Below are 18829 nucleotides of genomic sequence, written 5' to 3'. Positions count from 1 at the left end.
TCTTGTTCGCGTAATCGCGGATGTCGTCAGCGCCTCCGGTCTTTGGCAGCCTTACTCACGGACGGGCATCTGGTTACGCAATGCCGCGTTTTCCGACTCCAGTCGGGCAAGACGCTCACGTAGCGGACGAACAGCTTCGGCGACCTGCTGTTCGGAGAAGCGCGGAGTAATGTGCTGCGAGCAGTTCCAGTCAAAGGTCTCGAGCCGCACCCGCAGTATCCGCTCGATCTTTGCGTTATAGGCGACGTCCGTGACCAACTCAGTCAGAGCCGGGTCCGCGTCAAGCGCCAATTTCTCCACGTGCGCGTAGATCTTGAGGCGCGCGCGCCCGGGATAGTCCATCAGAAAGAGGCATGCCCGGTCGTTCGCCGCGAGATTCCCGATGGAGATGTACTGACGGTTGCCTCGATAGTCGGCGAACGCCAGGTCTTGTCGTCAAACACCTTGAGGAAGCCAGGCGGCCCACCGCGGTGTTGAACATACGGCCAACCAGTCTCGGACACCGACGCCATGTAGAAGCTGTCTCGCTCCGCAATGAATGCGACCTCGTTCTCGGTGAAGCGATCGAACTCCCGATGACCCTTGAAGTTCCGCCAGATGCGATCGGCGCCGAGCTCGGCCTGTGCGGCGCGGACGCTTGGCGTGATGGCGATATCAAGAAATCCGTACGACATGACTCTTATCCGATGTGCGATTCCGGCCGATGATACAGCTACTGACTCTGCTGCGAGGACCTTTGATATCCTCCGAACACTGCTACTGGCGACCATGCCGGACTCACATCCGGCAACCCTTCGCGCGCAAATGTGACGAATGGCTCCGCCAGGCTCAGCGCTTCGCGCCGATTCAATCTGCGCCGCTCGGACAGCAACTGTGTGCCACCAGCTGTCTTGCCGGTCACCATCCAGTAGAGTGAAAGCCACGGGTTGTAACTGCTCACACGCGTGGCGTCTGTTCCGGCGCCTACGGGAATTCCCGCTCGCACGATGGCCCGCACCGCTGGCGCGCGATCGGAATGTCACAACAAGCGGTGTTCGCCTACGAGCTCGGCGACCGTCGTGTATCGGTGCTCATCCTGTCCAAGCTGGCCAAGACATTTGGAGTCTCTGTGGAAGACCTCATGGAGATGACACCACCGAAGGCTCTCTCCCAAGGCCGTGCGGCACGCGGAAAGATTGCTGAGACTATCCAAAACGAAGCAGCGCTTTGTGATCCGAATTATCGATGTGTTGGAGCAGCAGCTCGAAGTAAAAGCGCGGCTGAACGAGCGCTTCCAGTTCCGCTCCGCCGTGTAGGTGTTCAATGAATGATTGCGGTGACGCGAATCTCGAAGCGCATCTCATCTTAGCCATCGGCCCGCCCCTATTCGGGCCGGGCCTCGATGCAAACTGGAACAGGCGATTGGCCTTCGCGCGAACGTCGCGTTCGCTCAGGCGATCGCGCCCCCGTCGACGGTCAAGGTGGCGCCCGTGATCACGCTCGCGGCGGGACTAGCAAGAAAGACCACAGCGTTCGCGATTTCGCGTGGCTCGGCGTAGCGTCCCAAAGACGTTAGGCTTCGCTGGAAATCGGCAGCCTCGCCATCCGCCGGATTTGCATCCGTATTGGTCGCGCCGGGTTGCACAAGATTTACAGTGATGCCGCTCGGGCCGAGTTCGCGCGAAAGACCGCGCGTGAACGAGGTCAGCGCCGCCTTAGACATTGCATAAAGCGTTATGCCCGGGAATGGCACCCGCTCCCCCAGGGCCGAACCGATCGTGATGATGCGTCCCTCTCGCGCGAGATGTGGGATAACTGCCTTCGCAAACAGCACTGGTGCTCGCACATTGACGTCCATCACGGCCTGATAGTCGTGCAGGTCGAGGTCCGCGATGATTCCGGTGTGACCAATCGCTGCGCTGTTGACGAGGATATCGAGCCCCCCGAGGGTCGAGACGGCTTGGCTCACGGCGCGCGAGATAGCCTCCGGGTCGGCGCTGTCGGCTTGGATGGCAACTGCGCGACGCCCCGTTTTCTCGATTGACTTGGCCAGCGCCTCGGCTTTCTCGGTCGAGTGCTGGTAAGTGAGTGCGACGTCAGCCCCGTTCTCTGCCAGTGCCAGCGCGATCGCGGCTCCTATGCCCCGCGATCCCCCAGTTACCAATGCACGCTTCCCATTCAAATCGATCATACGTTTGTCCTTTCCGCAATGTTTGGTTCAAATACCTATGTGGTTCGCGTCGAGAATGGCCCTCGACGGACTGCGCTGGGGGCCTGAATGCGAGAGCTGAAGCCTCGATCTACTTCCTTCAGTGTGAGGTCGGCTTAGTTGCCGGCCTGATCGACAAAGACGGTCAGCGCTTGAATGCGGCCGTCCTCGAAGTTGGCAATATCCATCCCGGTATCGGTGGGCAACTATGCTGTGCCGCCTGGGGGAAGGCACTGTCGATTCCTGCGATCTCCAGTCGGAAATGGCTACGGGTGACGGTCAAACTTTGTGAGCTTTCCGCCACGCGGCCGGCGTCGTGCCGACGATCTTCCGAAAGGTTCGTCCGAAATGGACCGCGTCGGCGAATCCGGTCGCTTCCGCAACCTGCTCCAACGACGCATGAGTATGGAGCAACAAATTCTGTGCACGCCGAGTGCGTGCCTCCAATTGCCAGCGGTAAGGCGCCACGCCGGTCGAGGCTTTGAACGCCCGACTGAAGTGCCATTGCGAGAGCCCCGAGACAACGGCCAGATCAGCCAGTGGGACAGGGTCAGGCAGATGCGCATCGAGGTACTCGATGACACGACGGAGTTGCCATGCGGCCAGGCCCTTTGCATCGTTGGCCTGCTCCACCGGGCGAGAGAAGAGCCTTGCCGCTATCGCTGTCGCCAAGCCATCGCCATACAGTTGCGTCGATGGATCCGGATCATCGACCGCGTCGGCAAGCAGCTTGACCAGGGTCCAGACGTTGTCCTCCGCGAATCGCAACCTGGGCGTAGCGACGATCGTGGCGTCGAAGTTTGTCGCCATTCGCTCGCTCATGTCTGCGATGTCGAAGGTCAACATCGCGTCCTTCACATAGCGCACATCGCCACCGTAGCCCCACACCTCCATGCCGGCAGGGATGTACACCATGTGCTTGGGGACGTAGCCGACAGGACACGGCTGATCTTCGCGCAGCCGCGGCTCGACATCGCCAATGTTCTCGAGGACCACGCTGAGTTTCGGATCGGTATCATTGCTCAACCGATGAACGACACGTCCGGCACAAAGGAATTTGCTGACAGCGAGGCTCAAGCCGTTCCAAGCCCGGCTGGCGACCGAAACATCGAGCATGTTCTCCGGCAACGAGTCCCGGCTTCCGATGTTCGCATTCACGTGCGTGTTCCCCTGGGACCAAGTCCACCGCCGCCTGCATCCACAGGTTCGTCACCCGCAAGCACATGGCTGCCCATCTCGATGCGCACGGCGAAAGGACTCTTTCCGGTCTCCGAAACCGCTACATGGATGCGAGGCGCCGCCATTACGATCTCCGTCGGATGAACGCCAGCAGATCGGCGTTGATGAGATCGGGATGTGTGGCAAACAGTCCGTGCGACAGACCCGGATAGGTCTTGATGATGTTCGTTTCCTGCGTTCACAGACCCTTGGCCGCTTTCTCGGCTGCCTTCTCGACGTTGAAGCCATCGAAGTTATCGAAGACACCCATGAACCCGGGAACGGTCGCGGCGCGCGCCCAGTCGCGCTGAAGCTCGCAATACATCTGCACGCGGCTGATGAGCTTGGCACCGGCCTGCTCAATGCGGCGTAGTGCCGCTTCGTGCGCGGCGAGCGAGGTGCCGCCGACCGCATCGACCGGCACATAAACCTCATAACCTTCCTGGATCGCGTCGAGCGCCGGGAAGGTCAGGCACGCCTCGGTCCAAAGCGCGGTCATGATGAGCTTCCTGCGGCCGACCGCTTTGACGGCCTGTTTGAACTCGGTGTCCTCCCAACTGTTGATGGAGGTCCGGTCGTAGGTCGGCAGATGGCCGAGCACGTCCTGCAGTTGCTGGATCGGCGGCTTGTTACGGCCAGTCGCGACGTTGACCGTCGAGTGGATGATCGGCAGGTTGTAGTTCAGCGCAGCCTTGGCGACGCTCGTGATGTTGAACACTAGCTCGTCGCGCGACATCGAGCGAATCGAGGAGACCTGAATCGGTTGGTAGTCGATGATGATGAAGGCCGAATTTTCCGGCGAGAGGAGTTGATCGGTGCGAGGGTTGCGGATTGCTTCACTAGCCATTGACAGTTTCTTTCCTGGTTGAGATTGAACGCGCTCGAAGCGGACTGAAGTCCTCGATCCTGTGGACGGGTGAGCGCGTACCCGCCCCAACGCCCAAAATTGCGGTAGTCATATCTGCCTCCGAGTATCCAGTTCGCGCTCAGACGTCGACGGTCGAACCGTCCGGATTCGACTTGATGCGATAGGAGCCACTGTCGAGGAAACTGCGCACGGTCCCGAAAGTGTCTTCCATGAACTGGATATAGGAGAGCTTGCCGTTCTTGCCGCGCGCGAGCACGGCGAACGGCGAAGTGACTGTCTTGCCCAGCACCGTCGATGTGTAGGTGAACCGGCCGAACAGCGCCGCGCCGTCTACGTTTTCGAAGCTGTCTTCGATGGTGAAATCGTCCATGCGCCAGTAGCGGCCGACATCGATGAAGGTCTTCACCAGCGCCTGGGTGCCGGCCGTCGTACCCGCCCATGGCATGATTTTCTTGAGCGGCAGGTTCTCGTAGTTCAGCGACACGTAGGTGAAATCGTCTGTGGTGTACTGTTTCACGTGCGCCAGATCCGTTGGGTTGGCGAGGATGGCTTTCAGAACCGCCAATGGCGAGGCCGCCCCTGCGGGTTCGGTTGTGCTCAGCTTGGACATCGCAGTTCTCTCTCTTTCGGGTACGCAATCGACCATACGGTTACTGGTGTTGGAAATATGATCCGCGCTCGTAATTGACTGAATACCGGTGTGGGTCTCATCATTTCGGACAACATGTCCGGAATCCCGTCTTTCGATTCTTTGAGCGCCCTCGTCGCCTTCTCGATCACCGTCGAATCCGGCAGCTTTTCGTCGGCGGGTCGGAAGCTCGGCCTGTCGGCTTCCGCGGTCGGCAAGGCGGTGGATCGGCTCGAGCAAAGACTCGGCGTCACGCTTCTCAACCGCACCACGCGCTCACTGTCGCTGACTGGTGAAGGCGACGTCTTGTATCGGCACGCAAGGCGTGTCTTGGTGGAGCTTCAGCACGCTGAAGAGGCGCTGCACCTCGTGCAGAAGACGCCCCGCGGCCGGCTCAAAGTCAGCGTGCCAACCGTACTCGGGCGCCGTGTCGTCGTGCCGGCAATGCGCGAGTTCATGGACCGCTACCCGGAGATCGTGATCGATCTGAGCCTCGACGACGTGAAAGTCGACTTGATCGACGGCGGATACGATCTCGCGATCCGACTGGGCGAGCTCGAGGATTCCGATCTACGTGCGCGGGTAATCGGGCCGCATTCTTTCATCACCTGTGCGTCGCCCGAGTACCTCTCAAAGCACGGGGCGCCTCGCTCCACCGCCGATCTGGTTCAGCATTGCTGCATTCAGTATCGGTTCCCGACCACGGGCAGGCCGGAGATATGGGCGTTCAAGAATCAGCAGCCCCCTCTCACGTTGAAGCGGGTCCTCGTGCTCAATGACGGCGAGTCGCTTGCATCCGCTGCACTCGCCGGGATCGGAATCATCCAGGCGCCGCGCTACCTCGTGCGGGACGACGTAACCAACGGCCGCCTCATCTCTGTGCTGACGGACTGTACGGACGTCCGCGGCAACGTGTCGATCGTGTGGCCGTCAGGGCGTTCGAAGATGCCCCGTGTGCGCGCGTTTGTCGAATTCATCTCACAGCGGCTTGCTGAAAAGATCTAGGACTTGTGTTCATGGCATTCACCGCTGTGTCTGTGACTACGACGTAGCGCGCGTCGATTGCGCACGTCGCTGGATCCTCGCCGTCGCGAACCGGCTCATCCCGAGGCGGGGGCGGCGCCGTGAAATTCGCCAGATTGGTCGGCGAATCGGGCGGCTGCTTCCGCGATTTTCAATCTCGCAGTTGCCAGTGCAAGTTCCCGCGCTTCCGCTCCGAAGCCGATCTTCTCGGCGTGAATGAAAGTGACGTCAGTAATTCCAATGAAACCTAGGAGCTGCCTTAAATACGGCTCTTGGAAGTCTGTCGCTTGCGCCGGCCCCGCGCTTTATGGTGTCTTCAACCAAAATCCGCGAAACGGAAGCTTTGCCGGATAGGCTGCTGTTTATAACTAGTATGTGACTCACGGGGAATCCCAGCTGCGAGGTGCGGGAATCTAACGTGCACGCTCGTGCCTCGGTAGATGCAGCACAAGCGCAGCTGAGTTGCAGAAAGCGGAACGCTCTACCGGTTTGGCCGCTCAGCGCCTGTCGATCTGCTTGCATGCGGTGACCATTTCGAACTGTTATGCGCAAGATCGAGCAGTGACCGGCGCAGGACTTCTTGGGAACATCTCCGCCAACGGATATCCCCTCGACGGCGTTCGAGCGCCACAGTCGATCGACCCCTTAGTATTCGGCATCGGCAGCCAGCACCAAGCCGTGACAGATCTTTGATCTCGGACGGACCGACGTCTCACCACTCATCGAACATCAATAGGACTCTTCTGTGACAATCACCGCACGGATTCTCGCGCCCGCGATCGGAGCATCGTTGATCGTATCAGTTGTTTTTAGCAGCGTTGCCTTCGCCCAAGCGGCAGCGGATAAACCGATACATATCCCCTCGCCCCCGCGAAGCATCCCATTCGAGTTGAAAGACAACCTGGTCCGGCTCGAAGCCGTCGTAAATGGGCACCTGCAAAGCGGGGTGTTGGACAGCGGCGCCGGCGCGCTGTCCATCGATCGAAACGTCAGCCGCAAACTAGGCCTTCACGAAGGCGCCACCACAGGCGATGCGGCGGGCGTCGGAGCCGAGATCAAACAGCTTCTGCCGGTGACCATCGCCAGCCTTCTTGCCGGCCCACTGCAATTCGAGAACATTGCCGGCTACTCGATTGATCTAGGACATCTCTCTTCGTCGGCCGGATTTCCGGTCGATCTCCTCATCGGTGCGCCGGCGTTCAAATATGGCTCGGTCAAGGTCGACTATCCGGGACGAAAACTAACGTTCGGACGGTCGGGACAAGCTTCGCATTGCGAGGCGACGATACCGCTCGAGATCGTCCACGATGTACCCATCGTGGACGTCGAGCTTCGGACGACGAGCAATGCACCCCCCGTTCGCCTGAAGGCCATGGTCGATCTGGGCACTCGGCATGGCGCACTGGTGCTCGGCGGTCCTTTCGTTCGCAGTGAAGCCGGAAAAGCGTTGATCAGCCAAGGCGAAGCGCAACAGATAGGTCAAGGCATCGGCGGCAAAGTTCACGGCACGAGGGCGCGCGTAGCGGAAGTTCGAGTGGGTCCGATGAGCTTTGGAGAGCTCGAGATAGCACTCACGTCCGAAATCGCCGCGTTCGACGCCGGTGTAATGGATGGAACGTTGGGCGTGCCGCTCTGGCAACAGGGATCGATCACTTTCGACTATCCGGCTCGCGAGCTTTGCATCAATATCTCGAACGGTGCGGGGCGCGATCCCGCACCGACCAGCGACGTTACGCGGATGCGTTGACGTGCTCCCATACACGTGAGATGACAACCGACCCGTTGTATAGGGGGACGTCGCGTCGACGCTGCTGCCCGTCAGCACGAAACCCTTGTCATCCAGTTCCACCACCCCAGCCAACCATCCGGTATTCGGCACGGCGCCACGGTTTTCGCCCGAGGCGGATGATATTCGCGCGATGGGTGACGGCGAGTGTCTGACCCGACTTACCGACCCCTGGCGATGACCGTATCGAGCTCCTTCGCTGTAATGGGACCGACGAACGAATGCGCCACACGCCCATCCGGTGCGATCACATAGGTCGTCGGCAGACCGAGCGGCGAACCGAAATCCTTCGGCGGATCGAATGGATCGACCTGCGCAACCGGGAACGATATCGGGCGCTTCTTCAGGAACTCCACGATGTCGGCCTTAGCGCTGTCCTCGAAGGCGAGACCGATGGCAACAACCTTGTCCCGGTGCTGCGTGACATACGTGGAGATCTCCGGCAATTCCTTGATGCACGGCACGCACCAGGTTGCCCACCAGTTGACGACAACCCACTTGCCGCGATGCTGGCCGAGGTCGAAGGATTTGCCTTCGAGCGTCGTCACCTGCAACGACGGCGCCTGCGCGGTGTCCGCGTGCGTTGATGCGCAAGTCATCAGCCCCAGGCAGAAGCAAAGCGCCCATCTACTCGCTGATGTGCCTCGCCGCGGCCGCATAACCGGTGGATCAATGTGCCGCGGCATACTTCTTCTCGCCGGCCCGCACGGCCAGACGAACCGTGTTGCCTTGTTTATCCGTCAACGCAAACTGGTTCTCCTTGGGCGGCAGCGGACACGTCGCATATTCAGTGAACGCGCACGGCGGGTTGTAGGCGCGGTTGAAGTCCACGACCACGGTGCCATCCGCGGCCACCGGGCCGGTCTTCAGGAACCGGGCGATGCCATAGGTTTCCTTGCCGCTCGTCGCATCCTTGAATACGAAGCTCAGGCCCTTGGCAGGATCGCCGGTAGCCTGAAGCGTCCACTTCCGTCCATCCTTCTCGAACTCGATGTGGCCGGGATTCGGGCTTTCGTTGACGTCGCCGATGATGTTGGCCATGGCGATGGTCTTGCCCGGCGGGTGCGCGATGAAAGCCGCTTTCACCCGCCACTGTTCATCCGGCGTAAAGACGTCCAGCCCTTTGAAGTTCAGTCGATCCGGTGAGTTCGCATGACGTACTCGCAACGCCAGCTTGCCACTGCGATCGATGACCGTGATCTGACCTTTGCCACCGTCGTAACCCAGTTTCGTGCCGCCGCCTGGTCCTTCGGGTTTCAGTTGCACTTCGCCTTGCTGCGACTTGCCATCTACCGTGACCTCGGCCCCAGCCTCCTCGATGAAGAAGAGCGCTCCATCGCGCTGCTCCACCTTGCCCAACTTGTCGGGACCGATGCGCAGACGAATGTCATTTGCTTCCGCGCCGCCGACGGTCTGCTGCGTGCCGTTGATCCAGTGCAGACCGATCAGGCTCGTCCAGCCATCGGGCTGAGTCAATTCCGCTTCGCGTTCTTTCACCCACGCGGCGTGATCGCTCTTGAACGCGGAAGCAGTGTCCGCCGTTGCCGCGCTGGCGCTGGCCGACAGCATCGCTGCCAACAGCAACGAAGGAATCAACTTCCGCACCGTCACGTCTCGTCTGTTTGCGTTCATGGTTCACCAGCCCTTGCTGACGTTGAGGTACAGATAGCGGCCGAAGGATTCGTGCAGCGATGACAGATAGTTGCTGCCCGTGCTGGCAGGCGTGGCCCCGAGCGGCGGCTCTTCGTCGAACAGGTTGCGTGAGCCCACTTCCACCGCGCTGCCCTCGAACAATCCTTGCTTGAACTCCTTCTGCACGGACAGTGCCCAGCGGTGCGTTGCATCCACGACATAGGGCCTGCCGTCGCCGTACGCGCCGGAGATGACACTGCCGATGTAGTTGTCGCGCAGGCGCACGGTCCAATCGGCGTAGCTCCAGATCAACGCCGCGCTGCCACGCCATTCCGGTTTCTGACCATTGAGGCCCACTTCGTTGGCCGCGCCCAGACCTTGGGCAACGATGTCGAGCTGGCCGCTCGAGATCGCTGCGGCAATCGCCTGCTCCTCGAGGGACTTCTGCTGCTTGTATTCCTTCAGCTGACTCACGTTCACCAGCAAGGCGAAGCTGCCCCATGCGCTTTCCGGCAAACGCCAGCTGAGGCTGAAATCCACACCTGAAACCGTCAGCGGCTGGAGATTTCCGTACTTGGTCTCCACGTATTGGAACGCCCCCACGGGATCGAGACCGGATCCCTCGAACTGCGCGATATCGCTCGCCGTGGGTGCTGCGCGAACCACCAGAGGATTGCTGGTGCCTTCGACGACACGCAGATAGGCGTCGTACAGCAGTTCGTTGCCCGAGCCGATCGTGCCGATCGGATTCTCGACTTCCACTTTCCACACATCCACGCCGAGACTGATGCGCCCCGCGCCCTCCGGCAGGAATTCCGGCTCGAACACGAATCCATACGAGGATTGCTTGGTGGTCTCCGGCTCGACGTCATCGCCATAGGTGGTGGCGGTGTTGGTCTGGTATCGCACGACTGCGTTGCTGATGCACGTGTTGTAGTTGGTGAAAACGCCTCGTCTCACCAACGCCACGCAGCGGACCGGATCGGCGCTGCCCCCGAAGCGCCAGATCGTGCCCGAATTCGCGAGCTCCAGACCGGGCGCTCGAAAACCGCCGCTGAGCGAACCCCGCAGCAGAAGGCTATCGACCATTCTCCACGCGACGGCCAGTTTGGGCTTCGCTACATCACCCGCATCACTGTAGTCCTCATAACGACCGGCGAGTTGCGCGTCGAAGGACTTGATCAACGGAATGCCGTGCTCTGGCGACACCAGCGGGACTGCCAGCTCGGCGAACACGGACTTCACGTTCCGGCTGCCCTCGATATCCGGGGACGCGCTGTGCGTGAAGAAGTTGCTCTCCGCGACTTTGCCGGTGTACCAATCGACGTACTGAACCGTGCCGTCGATGTTCTCGTCGCGATCGTCGACGCGGCTCTCGTAGCGGTACTCCACGCCCGCCGCAACGCCGATATCCCCCGCATACCAGGCAAACGCATCTGGGCGATCGATCTTGAAATCCCACAGCGCCAGTTCACTGGTGCCTTCACGTGTGGTGGGCTGGATGAATGAGGTAGCGTCCGACGGCGTGGCGTCGCCGATGCGTGGATTCGCCGGGTTGCCACCATTGAACGGGTTGTAGGCGCTGGCGTCGGTGCGATTGACCGCCTCCGAAAAGGCGGTGGCAATGCCGCCTTCCTGCACATCCGTCGTCTGGGCGCGCGAATACAGCAACGCGCTTTCCCAGCGCCAGCCACCGTCCGTGCTTCCACGCAGCCCCGCCAACGCCCGTGACTGATCGTTGTCGACATCCAGTCTGCGCAGTCCGTAGTCGGCCACGTAGTAGTTGGTGAGGCGAATGGCGTCCGCGCCCTGTCGCAACGCTTCCGGCACCCAGTACGCATCCGGCCTGATGTGGATGTAGTTGTCCACGCCACCCAGCGTGACGAATTCGCCACTGAGCTTCGCTTCAGCTTTGGATTTGAAGTAGCCGAGCTCGCCGAACACCTCCAGATTGTCGGTGAGGTCGAAGCGCGCGGTGGCAAAGAGATTTCCTCGCTTGATCGCCGGTGTCTCCGTAACGCCGGGCTCGGCCCGCGCATCCGGTCTCAGCGACGTGGGCACCGCGCCGGTGACCAGTTGGCCCTGCTGGTTGATGTAGTACGCGGGGCCCACCGGCACGCCATTGTTGTACCTCTGGAAGGCACCCCAGGCAGTGTTCGCGAAGGTTTGCGCAAAGGGCGTGGCCGTCGGATCGAGCACGAATGTGCCGTCGTCCAGTTCACGACGTCCATCGGTGGCCGTGAACCACTGGTCCGAGTTCAGCTGGGCGGTGCGATGCGCGAACTCGTACTGCACCGACACATTGCCGCGGCCGTCGGCGAAGTCCTTGCCGACGAATCCTTCCAGGGACGCATCTTCGCGATGCCCGGACTGAACCGAGCCGTATTGCAGCTTGACGCCGCCGCTGTCCGCCCGATTGCTCGGCGTTACGAGGTTAACCACGCCGGCGACGGCATCGGAGCCATACACGGCCGCGCCGCCATCCAGCAGCAAGTCGATGCGGTCCAGACCGAAGGTCGGCATCGCATTCGCATTGTACGAGGTGGCGGCCCCAGAACTGATCGGGTGCTGCACCGTGCGGCGGCCGTTAATCAGCAGCAAGGTGTAAACCGAACCGAGATTGCGCAGGTTGATGGAGCTGACATCGCCGCGCGGTGCATTGGAGTTGCGTCCCTGGTTCGTCGACGATTTCTCCGTAAAGGCAACATCGCCGAACTGCGGCAGGCTGCGGAACAGCTCATTGCCGTTGGTCGCGCCGATAGAATCGATTTCATCCTTGCCCACGGTCGCGACCGATAGCGCCTCGGCTGCGCCTCCGCCCGCGATGTGAGAGCCGACTACCGTTACCTCCTCTAGCGGTGCTTCATCGTTGCGCTCGCCTCCGGCGTCCGCGGCGTGCAACGCTCCGCTCGCCAGCAATGCGCACAGAGCCAACGGTGTGTGTGTGGCGCAGACGTCCATCTCACGTCGCCTCTTTGTACGCGGCGTGAACGATCTTGCCTTCCAGTTTCTGTTCGTCCTTGATCAGGTTGTACAGCGGGCAGGTCGCCTCCACCGCCTGGCGTAGCGCATCGATGGTTTGCTCGCTCTCCGGCGATTCGATGCGCACGTTGTAACGGATGTTCTTGAAGCGAGCTGGCCCGGTGGCGCCCTTGCCGAAGCGCGGCGTGAGTTCCGCATCCACGGTGAGCTCGAGCGAATCGAGCAGCACGTTACGAGTGGCGGCCTGCACTTCGAAGATATGCGTCAGGCAGGTGCCCGTGACACCGAGCAGGTGCTCTTCCACCGTTGGCGCGAGGCCGTAGCCGAGCAGGCCCGGCGCGCTGTCATGCAACTGCAGATGGTAGCCGTCATCGCCCAGAAAGGTCTGGCGCAAGCCGGTCTTCGGCTCCACACGCGTGTGTGCCACGAGCCCACGCGGCTGCGTGGATTGTGCGGGCTGCACGCTCGCTTCACGCGAGCGCTCGCGGCGCCCTTGCACAGCAGGAATCTTCTCTTCGATGAGGAAATCGCGCAGGCCCGGCGGCAGATCCCTGTCGCGCACGATGGGCGTGCGCTTGTACTCCACCGTGGCATGACTGACCTGCTGCGCCTTCGTCACCAGATCGATGGCTGACGAATTCGCATGCACGGCTTCTTTCAATGCTTGCAGTTCAGCATCACTCACTGGCGAATCGATGTACGCCACGTAGGAGAGATTGTTCGGGTAGCTGAGGTTCTCGCTCTTGCGCTCGGGAATGCTGGTGAACACGATGTCCAGCGAATCCAGCGGCACTTTGCGCACGGCGGCTTGCACCAGATATTCATCCGCCACCGCGCTCGCCAGCGTGCCGACGAGTGAATCCCACGATCCCGCACCCAGGTTGTATCCGGCGAAACCTCGGCCACTGTCGCTGATGTACTGGAATTTTCCGCCGTCACCGAGGCGCAGGCGGCGCACACCGGAACGGCTCTCGGCGATCACTTTGGCGTGGATGACCTGCGATTGCGCGACGCTTGCGCGCTGGGCCTCAATGGCCGCGGCCTTCGCCTGCAGATGCGCACGCAGTGGACTTTCGGCTGCGCGAGCTGGTTGTGACGACAATATAACCGCCGACACAACTGCAGCGGCGAGGCGGAGCATCGGCGACGAACTTCGAACGGCAGACATTGACAGCAAAACTCCGGGTCTGTGGATCGGCGCGGGAGTACACCGCGAATGACCCGAACGCGGAACTTACAGTTCTGCATCTGCGCCAAAGCAAACGTCATGTGACTCGTTTATAACTCCTGTTCGTCGACTCGCGTCTCGCTGGCTGGGTTCGGCGAATGCACGGGAGAGCCGTCACTCGGGCGTGCCGAGGTAGACAGGCCTTTCGGCCGTTAATCCACGGTGAACCTCACGACTCACTGCATCGGCGAGCAATTCGGACTCACCGGCTTCCAGCGCAGCAAGGGTTTGCCGGACGATCTCTTCCGGCGTGCTCTTCGGCCCGGGAACGTGGCGCGCCATGTCGGTATCTATAAATCCTGCATGCAGCGACAGAAGCTGCGTGTGCTGTGACTTCAGTTCGTGCCTGAGCGCGTTGCTCAGTGCCCAGCCGGCAGCCTTCGATGCACTGTAGGCGCCAGTGCGCCCCGGCAGGGTCAACCAACTCAGCGCTGAAAGCACGCTTACAACCGCACCACCGCCGTTCCCGGCAAGCACCGGCGCGAACGCTTGCGCCAATCGCAACGGACCGATCGTATTGGTATCGAATTGCCGCCGCAGAGAATCGATGGCGCTCGTCGCCAGCACGGGTCCGATCTCGCTGATGCCGGCGTTGTTCACGAGCAGCGTGACGTCGGTGAGCTCGCGCGCAAGATGGGCGATCTGTTCCGGCCGTGTCACATCCAACTGCACGGGCACGGCCCCGGGCACATTGACCGTGTTGGGATCGCGCGCGCCGGCGTAGACCTTAGCCGCTCCACCGGCGAGCAGACCGCGCACGAATGCAGCGCCGAGACCGCGATTGGCGCCGGAAACCAGCGCGACCGAACTTTGGATCTTCATAGAAATACCTCATTGCGTGATGCTGACGAACTCGACCGCCGCGGCGATGACGGCGGGGTCGGCGAGAATGCGCCGATGCCCCAATCCTTCGACTCGCAGGTGGCGCGCGCCGCGCCATGCACCGGCGCTCGCGAGGCTGTCTTCGATGGAGACGACGCGATCGTCGGCCGAATGAATGAATAGCGCGGGCTGGTTCAAATGCGCGGCGCGACCAGGCATAGAGACCTCACGAGCCTCGACGCCGATCTCGCGGCTCAGCAGCGCGATCATCGTTTCGATGTCGTTGGCATCCAGCCCGGCGGCGGCGCCGAAGCCACGCATGTGGCGCTCATAGTAGGCAGGCGCGGAGATCAGCACCGCTCGCTGCACCGACAATTGGGCGTGCAGCGCCTCGACCAGCACGGCGGAGCCGACCGAATGTGCGATCACCGCGTGCAGCGGTCCGATCGCATCGACGACAGCGCTCAACGCGCGTGCCGATTGAGGAATGGATGTTTGCTCGCCCGCCGAATCGCCATGCGCCGGCAAATCCATCGCCCATACAGTGAAGGCCGCTTCGAGAAGTGGTGGCGCAAAGGCCGCGAGATCCGACGCCTGTCCCTCCCAACCATGCAGGAGCAGGACTCCAGGGCCTGCACCAGCGCGCTGAAGCGAAATCGCCCCTTGTGGTGTGGTAACGCGCAACGTCTCACCGCCTTCGAGCACGAGCGGCTGACGCCGCGTTGGGGGTCGCGGCGTCAGAAAGGCGCGTGCAACCATTTCCGGGCGTGCACTTACGGATGCCATCGATGAGTCCACTTCGCTAACCGACGTCGATGTGCAAAAAATCGATCGCAACAGCGACGCGGCTGCGAATCGGACGATTGTCAGGTCCGACAGCAAAGACCCGGCGCCGGGTCGGATAGACGATCCCACCGAACGATCGAGGCTCCGTCGCGTAATTGCAGCTGGAGGTGCCGCCCATGATCTCGACGCTGTAGTCCTGGCGTTTGAGCAGACCCGAGCGGTCGAAGTAGAGCGTTTGTTCGGCGCTATGGCTATGCACGTGTGCGGGAAAACTCACCTTCAGGCGACGCCATGTTTCTCCGTCCTCGTCCCATGGCTCGACCTCCTCGGTGCGAAAACCGGGCAGCCTGAAAAGAAACGGTGTGGTCAGGTAGGTCCACATCGCGTAGCCGGCGAAGTAGATCAATTGATGATCGTCCCAGCGCGTGGCGATGGTATGCCCGTCGAAAGATCTCCTCGGCGCGGCGCGCTGCTCGATGACCTTTCCGTCAGCGGACACGAGCACAGTGCGCTCTGGCTCGTAAACGCCATGCCGTGCGGCATCGCCCTGCCCTGCGTACTGTTCCGTGCGTTGAATGTGCGGATCTATTTCGAAGCGCGCGTCCGCGAACGCATCCGGCCAGCCTTTGACCTGCCAGATCGTGCCTCCGACCGAGACGTTTGCAACGATTCGCCGCAACCGCTGCCAGCGCTCCCAACCTCCGTGGGCCGCGATGGCCAACTCCAACAGATCGCTCATCTCCGCTCACTCCGTCGCAATTCGGTTTAACTTTGCAACCTATCGACAGACTGGCACACATGGTTTAATTTTGCAACCTTGGAGGCGCGCCAAGCGAGCAAGTGACACATGAAAGGCAAACGCACCGACTTGAGCATGGCCCAGTGCGCTATCGCGCGTTCGCTGGAAATCGTCGGCGACTGGTGGTCGCTGCTCATCATCCGGGATGCATTTCGCGGGCGTGAACGCTTTGGCGAATTTCACAAGAGCCTCGGGCTGGCGAAGAACATCCTGTCGGCTCGACTCAAGAAACTGGTCGACGCGCAGATCCTCGCGATCGAGGCCGACCCCGACTCCTCCCTGAGTCACCGCTACGTGCTGACGCCCAAGGGCGAATCGCTCATCCCCGTTCTAGTCGCGCTCTGGCAATGGGGCGAGGACAATTGCTTCGACCGCGACGAGCTCGAGCTCGTCATGGTCGATAACGTGAGAGGTAAGCCGCTCGGGAAGTTGCAGCCGACGAGCCAGGACGGCCGCCCCCTGCAACGGCGTGACATTCGGTTCGCGCCGCGCAACGTCGCCGGAAGCTCTCCCACCACTCGCCGGCCTTCGGGGCGTCGCAGGGCCGGAGCACAGAGCTGAGTACGAGCGGGGTGCCCAGTCGGCGCAGCTGAGGTTCAGCACGCGCTCGGTGCGAATCCCGGGCGACTGCATGTCGGTAAGGGAACATCGTGGCCGCGTCGCCGGTGCGGGCCACGCTTCGAGTCTTCTCGCTGCTCCATGAGGCGGTTTGCGATTTTCGGGCGAAACCGTTCTCGCCGCAGACCGGCCCAGGTTCTCGGTCAGGTCATGAGCAAGCACCATGTAAAGCGCGTCGGCATAGTTATAAATGGCATTTTTGTTGCCCGATCCCAGCCCCCGCCGGCATTGTCACAAGGCGTCGCGTGCTCGACACTGTGCTGGCGGAGGCGACTGGCATTGGAGCTCACCCGAAGCGCCCCCCTGGGCGTTGGGAATGTTCAAACAGCGTTGCACACCGACGAGGTGGATTGATGGCTGAGCATGGTGGTCCGGCGACCATGACCGATTACATCAAGCACCACCTCCAGCATCTGGAGATCGGCGGCGATGCGGGCGGCTTTTGGGTCCTGCACTTGGACAGCATCGTTTTCAAGCTGCTGTGCGCGGCCGTGTTCCTGTTCCTGTTCCTCGAGGCCGCGCGCCGCGCCAGTCCAGGCGTGCCCGGCAAGTTCCAGTGCTTCATCGAGATGATCGTCGAGTTCGTCGACACTTCGGTGAAGGAAACCTTTCACGGCAAAAGCAAGCTGATCGCGCCGCTGGCGATCACCATCTTCTGCCTGGTGTTCCTGATGAACTTCCTGGATCTGATCCCGGTGGACTGGCTGCCGGCGGCAGCTGGCGCGGCGGGTATTCCCTATTTGCGCGTCGTGCCGACCGCGGATCTGAACACCACCTTCGCCATGTCGCTGACGGTGTTCCTGCTGATTCAATATTTCGGCGTCAAGCACAAGGGCGTCGGGACCTTCGTCGGCGAAATGGTCACCGCGCCATTTCACGCGCCCAACATGGTGGGCAAGATTCTGCTGGCGCCGGCCAATCTGCTGTTGCGTCTCATCGAAGAAGCCGTGCGTCCGCTGTCGCTGGCGCTACGTTTGTTCGGCAACATGTACGCCGGCGAGCTGATCTTCATCCTGATCGCTTGCCTGACGCTCGGCGCGGCATTGAATAGCGCGATGACCTATGTCATGGCGCCGCTACAGTTCGTCGCCGGCTTCGTCTGGACCGCATTCCACATTCTCGTGATCACGCTGCAAGCATTCATCTTCATGATGCTGACCATCGTGTACCTGAGCATGGCCGCCGAGCACCACTGATTCCGTATCGATGACTCAACCTTCATTTCTGTTCGCTTGGTCTGCACGCACCGGAGATATCAATGGAAAATATCACTCAGATTTCCGACGTCATGAGCTTCACCGTGCTGGCCTCGGGCATGCTCATCGGTCTCGGCGCGCTCGGCACCGCGATCGGCTTCGCGCTGCTCGGCGGCAGATTCCTGGAAGGCTCGGCCCGGCAGCCGGAGCTGACCGGCATGCTGCAGACCAAGATGTTCATCGTCGCGGGCCTGCTGGACGCGATTCCCATCATCGGCGTGGCCATCGCCCTGTTGTTGATCTTCGCCAATCCGTTCATCGGTCAGCTGGGCGGCTAACATGGATCCCACCATCACCATCGTCGTCCAGGGCCTAGCGTTCTTCGCGGTGGCCTGGGTGGTCATGAAGTTCGGCTGGCCGAACATCATCGCGGCGATCGAGGATCGGCAAAAGAGGATTGCCGAGGGTCTCGCGGCTGCCGAGAAGGGCGAAAAGAGCCTGGCGGAGGCCAAGAACTCGGCCAACGACATCATCAGGGAAGCGCACGCGCGCGCCGCGAAGATCGTCGAGCAGGCCAATCGCCGCTCGGCCGAAATGGCGGAAGAAGCGCGTGGCGTGGCCTCGATGGAAGCCGACCGCATCATCACGATTGCTCAACAGGAAGCCATGTTGCAGTCGGGGCGTGCTCGCGAACAACTGCGTAAAGAGGCCGCCGGTCTGGCGGCGCTCGGCGCAAGCAAGCTGCTCAATCGTGAGATCGATGCCAAAGCGCACGCCGACTTGCTCGACGAGCTCGCGCTGGAAATCGAGCCGAAGCTGACGCCGCCAATGCTCAAGCGAGCCCAATCCTGAGTTCCACGACCGGAGCATCGATGGCCGAGAAAATCACGATCGCCCGCCCCTACGCCAAGGCAGCGTTCGAATCGGCGCGTCAACACAACGCGTTCGAGCGTTGGTCCACGGTGCTGGCAACCGCCTCGTCGGTGGTGCAGGACGAGCGCGTTGCCCGACTGCTGTCGAGCCCGCGGGTCAAGCCGGAGCAGTTGACCGGCTTG

General features: G+C 61.4%; 20 protein-coding genes and 3 pseudogenes. 8 read left to right on the top strand and 15 right to left on the bottom strand.

The window, feature by feature from the left end; translation table 11 throughout:
- Positions 1-51: 51 nt before the first annotated feature.
- Together VGD45_RS34090 and VGD45_RS34340 are read right to left on the bottom strand one after the other, a co-directional pair.
- Positions 52-674, bottom strand: a pseudogene (locus VGD45_RS34090) (pyridoxamine 5'-phosphate oxidase family protein).
- A gap of 149 nt (positions 675-823) precedes the next feature.
- Positions 824-982, bottom strand: a pseudogene (locus tag VGD45_RS34340) (amidohydrolase family protein); the annotation flags it as partial.
- A 33-nt stretch (positions 983-1015) separates the two neighbouring features.
- Between VGD45_RS34340 and VGD45_RS34335 the strand changes: the two are divergent.
- Positions 1016-1306, top strand: a complete 291-nt coding sequence (locus tag VGD45_RS34335) for a helix-turn-helix domain-containing protein (protein ID WP_414717572.1) — start codon at positions 1016-1018, stop codon at positions 1304-1306.
- Positions 1307-1429: 123 nt separating this feature from the next.
- Here the strand turns inward: VGD45_RS34335 and VGD45_RS10490 are convergent, their stop codons facing one another.
- From VGD45_RS10490 to VGD45_RS10475, 5 genes and pseudogenes are all read right to left on the bottom strand, one after another.
- Entirely contained in the window at positions 1430-2170 is a 741-nt protein-coding gene (locus tag VGD45_RS10490) for an SDR family NAD(P)-dependent oxidoreductase (RefSeq protein ID WP_331155245.1), read from the bottom strand.
- Between the two features lie 297 nt (positions 2171-2467).
- Entirely contained in the window at positions 2468-3346 is an 879-nt protein-coding gene (locus tag VGD45_RS10485) for an AraC family transcriptional regulator (protein WP_331155244.1), read from the bottom strand.
- Between the two features lie 145 nt (positions 3347-3491).
- Positions 3492-3587, bottom strand: a pseudogene (locus tag VGD45_RS34080) (alpha/beta hydrolase); the annotation flags it as partial.
- Positions 3588-3605: 18 nt separating this feature from the next.
- Entirely contained in the window at positions 3606-4253 is a 648-nt protein-coding gene (locus VGD45_RS10480) for a hydrolase (protein ID WP_331155243.1), read from the bottom strand.
- 139 nt (positions 4254-4392) lie between these two features.
- Positions 4393-4884: a hypothetical protein gene (locus VGD45_RS10475; protein ID WP_331155242.1), complete on the bottom strand. Its 492-nt coding sequence runs from the start codon at positions 4882-4884 to the stop codon at positions 4393-4395.
- Between the two features lie 141 nt (positions 4885-5025).
- On the opposite strand from VGD45_RS10475, the gene VGD45_RS10470 reads away from it, so the two are divergent.
- Positions 5026-5907, top strand: coding sequence for a LysR family transcriptional regulator (locus tag VGD45_RS10470; protein ID WP_331155241.1), 882 nt, complete (start codon positions 5026-5028; stop codon positions 5905-5907).
- Positions 5908-6002: 95 nt separating this feature from the next.
- On the opposite strand, the gene VGD45_RS34075 is transcribed toward VGD45_RS10470, so the two are convergent.
- Complete coding sequence (locus VGD45_RS34075; RefSeq protein WP_414717574.1) at positions 6003-6161, bottom strand: hypothetical protein; 159 nt, start codon at positions 6159-6161, stop codon at positions 6003-6005.
- 653 nt (positions 6162-6814) lie between these two features.
- On the opposite strand from VGD45_RS34075, the gene VGD45_RS10465 reads away from it, so the two are divergent.
- Positions 6815-7672, top strand: a complete 858-nt coding sequence (locus tag VGD45_RS10465; protein WP_331155240.1) for an aspartyl protease family protein — start codon at positions 6815-6817, stop codon at positions 7670-7672.
- A 200-nt stretch (positions 7673-7872) separates the two neighbouring features.
- Here the strand turns inward: VGD45_RS10465 and VGD45_RS10460 are convergent, their stop codons facing one another.
- The 7 genes from VGD45_RS10460 to VGD45_RS10430 all read right to left on the bottom strand — a co-directional run bounded on the left by VGD45_RS10460 (position 7873) and on the right by VGD45_RS10430 (position 15900).
- Entirely contained in the window at positions 7873-8310 is a 438-nt protein-coding gene (locus VGD45_RS10460; RefSeq protein WP_331155239.1) for a TlpA disulfide reductase family protein, read from the bottom strand.
- 70 nt (positions 8311-8380) lie between these two features.
- Positions 8381-9343, bottom strand: a complete 963-nt coding sequence (locus VGD45_RS10455) for a DUF1684 domain-containing protein (protein WP_331155238.1) — start codon at positions 9341-9343, stop codon at positions 8381-8383.
- 3 nt (positions 9344-9346) lie between these two features.
- The gene (locus tag VGD45_RS10450) at positions 9347-12304 is read right to left on the bottom strand and encodes a TonB-dependent receptor plug domain-containing protein (RefSeq protein WP_331155237.1); all 2958 of its coding nucleotides are present in this window, start codon (positions 12302-12304) and stop codon (positions 9347-9349) included.
- 1 nt (position 12305) lies between these two features.
- Positions 12306-13427, bottom strand: a complete 1122-nt coding sequence (locus tag VGD45_RS10445) for an OsmC family protein (RefSeq protein ID WP_331155236.1) — start codon at positions 13425-13427, stop codon at positions 12306-12308.
- Between the two features lie 240 nt (positions 13428-13667).
- Positions 13668-14375 (bottom strand): SDR family oxidoreductase, encoded by a 708-nt coding sequence (locus tag VGD45_RS10440; protein WP_331155235.1) that lies wholly within the window; start codon positions 14373-14375, stop codon positions 13668-13670.
- A gap of 9 nt (positions 14376-14384) precedes the next feature.
- Positions 14385-15161 carry an alpha/beta fold hydrolase gene (locus VGD45_RS10435; protein WP_331155234.1) on the bottom strand — a complete coding sequence of 259 codons (777 nt, stop codon included), beginning with the start codon at positions 15159-15161 and terminating at the stop codon, positions 14385-14387.
- 16 nt (positions 15162-15177) lie between these two features.
- On the bottom strand, positions 15178-15900 hold the full coding sequence (locus tag VGD45_RS10430) for a hypothetical protein (protein WP_331155233.1): 723 nt from the start codon (positions 15898-15900) through the stop codon (positions 15178-15180).
- A gap of 108 nt (positions 15901-16008) precedes the next feature.
- Here VGD45_RS10430 and VGD45_RS10425 point away from each other — a divergent pair, with 108 nt between their 5' ends.
- The 5 genes from VGD45_RS10425 to VGD45_RS10405 form a co-directional block, all read left to right on the top strand.
- Complete coding sequence (locus VGD45_RS10425) at positions 16009-16521, top strand: helix-turn-helix domain-containing protein (protein WP_331155232.1); 513 nt, start codon at positions 16009-16011, stop codon at positions 16519-16521.
- A 410-nt stretch (positions 16522-16931) separates the two neighbouring features.
- Positions 16932-17774, top strand: coding sequence for a F0F1 ATP synthase subunit A (gene atpB / locus VGD45_RS10420; RefSeq protein WP_331155231.1), 843 nt, complete (start codon positions 16932-16934; stop codon positions 17772-17774).
- A gap of 92 nt (positions 17775-17866) precedes the next feature.
- Positions 17867-18112, top strand: coding sequence for a F0F1 ATP synthase subunit C (gene atpE, locus VGD45_RS10415; protein ID WP_331155298.1), 246 nt, complete (start codon positions 17867-17869; stop codon positions 18110-18112).
- A 1-nt stretch (position 18113) separates the two neighbouring features.
- Positions 18114-18626, top strand: a complete 513-nt coding sequence (locus tag VGD45_RS10410) for a F0F1 ATP synthase subunit B (protein WP_331155230.1) — start codon at positions 18114-18116, stop codon at positions 18624-18626.
- Between the two features lie 20 nt (positions 18627-18646).
- Positions 18647-18829, top strand: a 183-nt coding sequence (locus tag VGD45_RS10405) for a F0F1 ATP synthase subunit delta (protein WP_331155229.1), incomplete at its 3' end; no start/stop codon positions are given.

The sequence above is a fragment of the Steroidobacter sp. genome (genome assembly GCF_036402275.1).
In the GTDB taxonomy this organism is placed as follows: Bacteria; Pseudomonadota; Gammaproteobacteria; order Steroidobacterales; family Steroidobacteraceae; genus Steroidobacter.
The sequence above is the reverse complement of the archived record's forward strand: the minus strand, read 5'-3'. Positions and strand labels throughout refer to the sequence as shown.

Excerpts from the sequence above, each read along its gene's own strand:
- VGD45_RS10490 (WP_331155245.1), bottom strand. The coding sequence starts at position 2,170 with ATGATCGATTTGAATGGGAAGCGTGCATTGGTAACTGGGGGATCGCGG.
- VGD45_RS34335 (WP_414717572.1), top strand. The coding sequence starts at position 1,016 with ATGTCACAACAAGCGGTGTTCGCCTACGAGCTCGGCGACCGTCGTGTA.
- VGD45_RS10460 (WP_331155239.1), bottom strand. The coding sequence starts at position 8,310 with ATGACTTGCGCATCAACGCACGCGGACACCGCGCAGGCGCCGTCGTTG.
- VGD45_RS10480 (WP_331155243.1), bottom strand. The coding sequence starts at position 4,253 with ATGGCTAGTGAAGCAATCCGCAACCCTCGCACCGATCAACTCCTCTCG.
- VGD45_RS10425 (WP_331155232.1), top strand. The coding sequence starts at position 16,009 with ATGAAAGGCAAACGCACCGACTTGAGCATGGCCCAGTGCGCTATCGCG.
- VGD45_RS10475 (WP_331155242.1), bottom strand. The coding sequence starts at position 4,884 with ATGTCCAAGCTGAGCACAACCGAACCCGCAGGGGCGGCCTCGCCATTG.
- atpE (WP_331155298.1), top strand. The coding sequence starts at position 17,867 with ATGAGCTTCACCGTGCTGGCCTCGGGCATGCTCATCGGTCTCGGCGCG.
- VGD45_RS10435 (WP_331155234.1), bottom strand. The coding sequence starts at position 15,161 with ATGGCATCCGTAAGTGCACGCCCGGAAATGGTTGCACGCGCCTTTCTG.
- VGD45_RS10455 (WP_331155238.1), bottom strand. The coding sequence starts at position 9,343 with ATGAACGCAAACAGACGAGACGTGACGGTGCGGAAGTTGATTCCTTCG.
- VGD45_RS10410 (WP_331155230.1), top strand. The coding sequence starts at position 18,114 with ATGGATCCCACCATCACCATCGTCGTCCAGGGCCTAGCGTTCTTCGCG.
- VGD45_RS10450 (WP_331155237.1), bottom strand. The coding sequence starts at position 12,304 with ATGGACGTCTGCGCCACACACACACCGTTGGCTCTGTGCGCATTGCTG.
- VGD45_RS10440 (WP_331155235.1), bottom strand. The coding sequence starts at position 14,375 with ATGAAGATCCAAAGTTCGGTCGCGCTGGTTTCCGGCGCCAATCGCGGT.
- atpB (WP_331155231.1), top strand. The coding sequence starts at position 16,932 with ATGGCTGAGCATGGTGGTCCGGCGACCATGACCGATTACATCAAGCAC.
- VGD45_RS10430 (WP_331155233.1), bottom strand. The coding sequence starts at position 15,900 with ATGAGCGATCTGTTGGAGTTGGCCATCGCGGCCCACGGAGGTTGGGAG.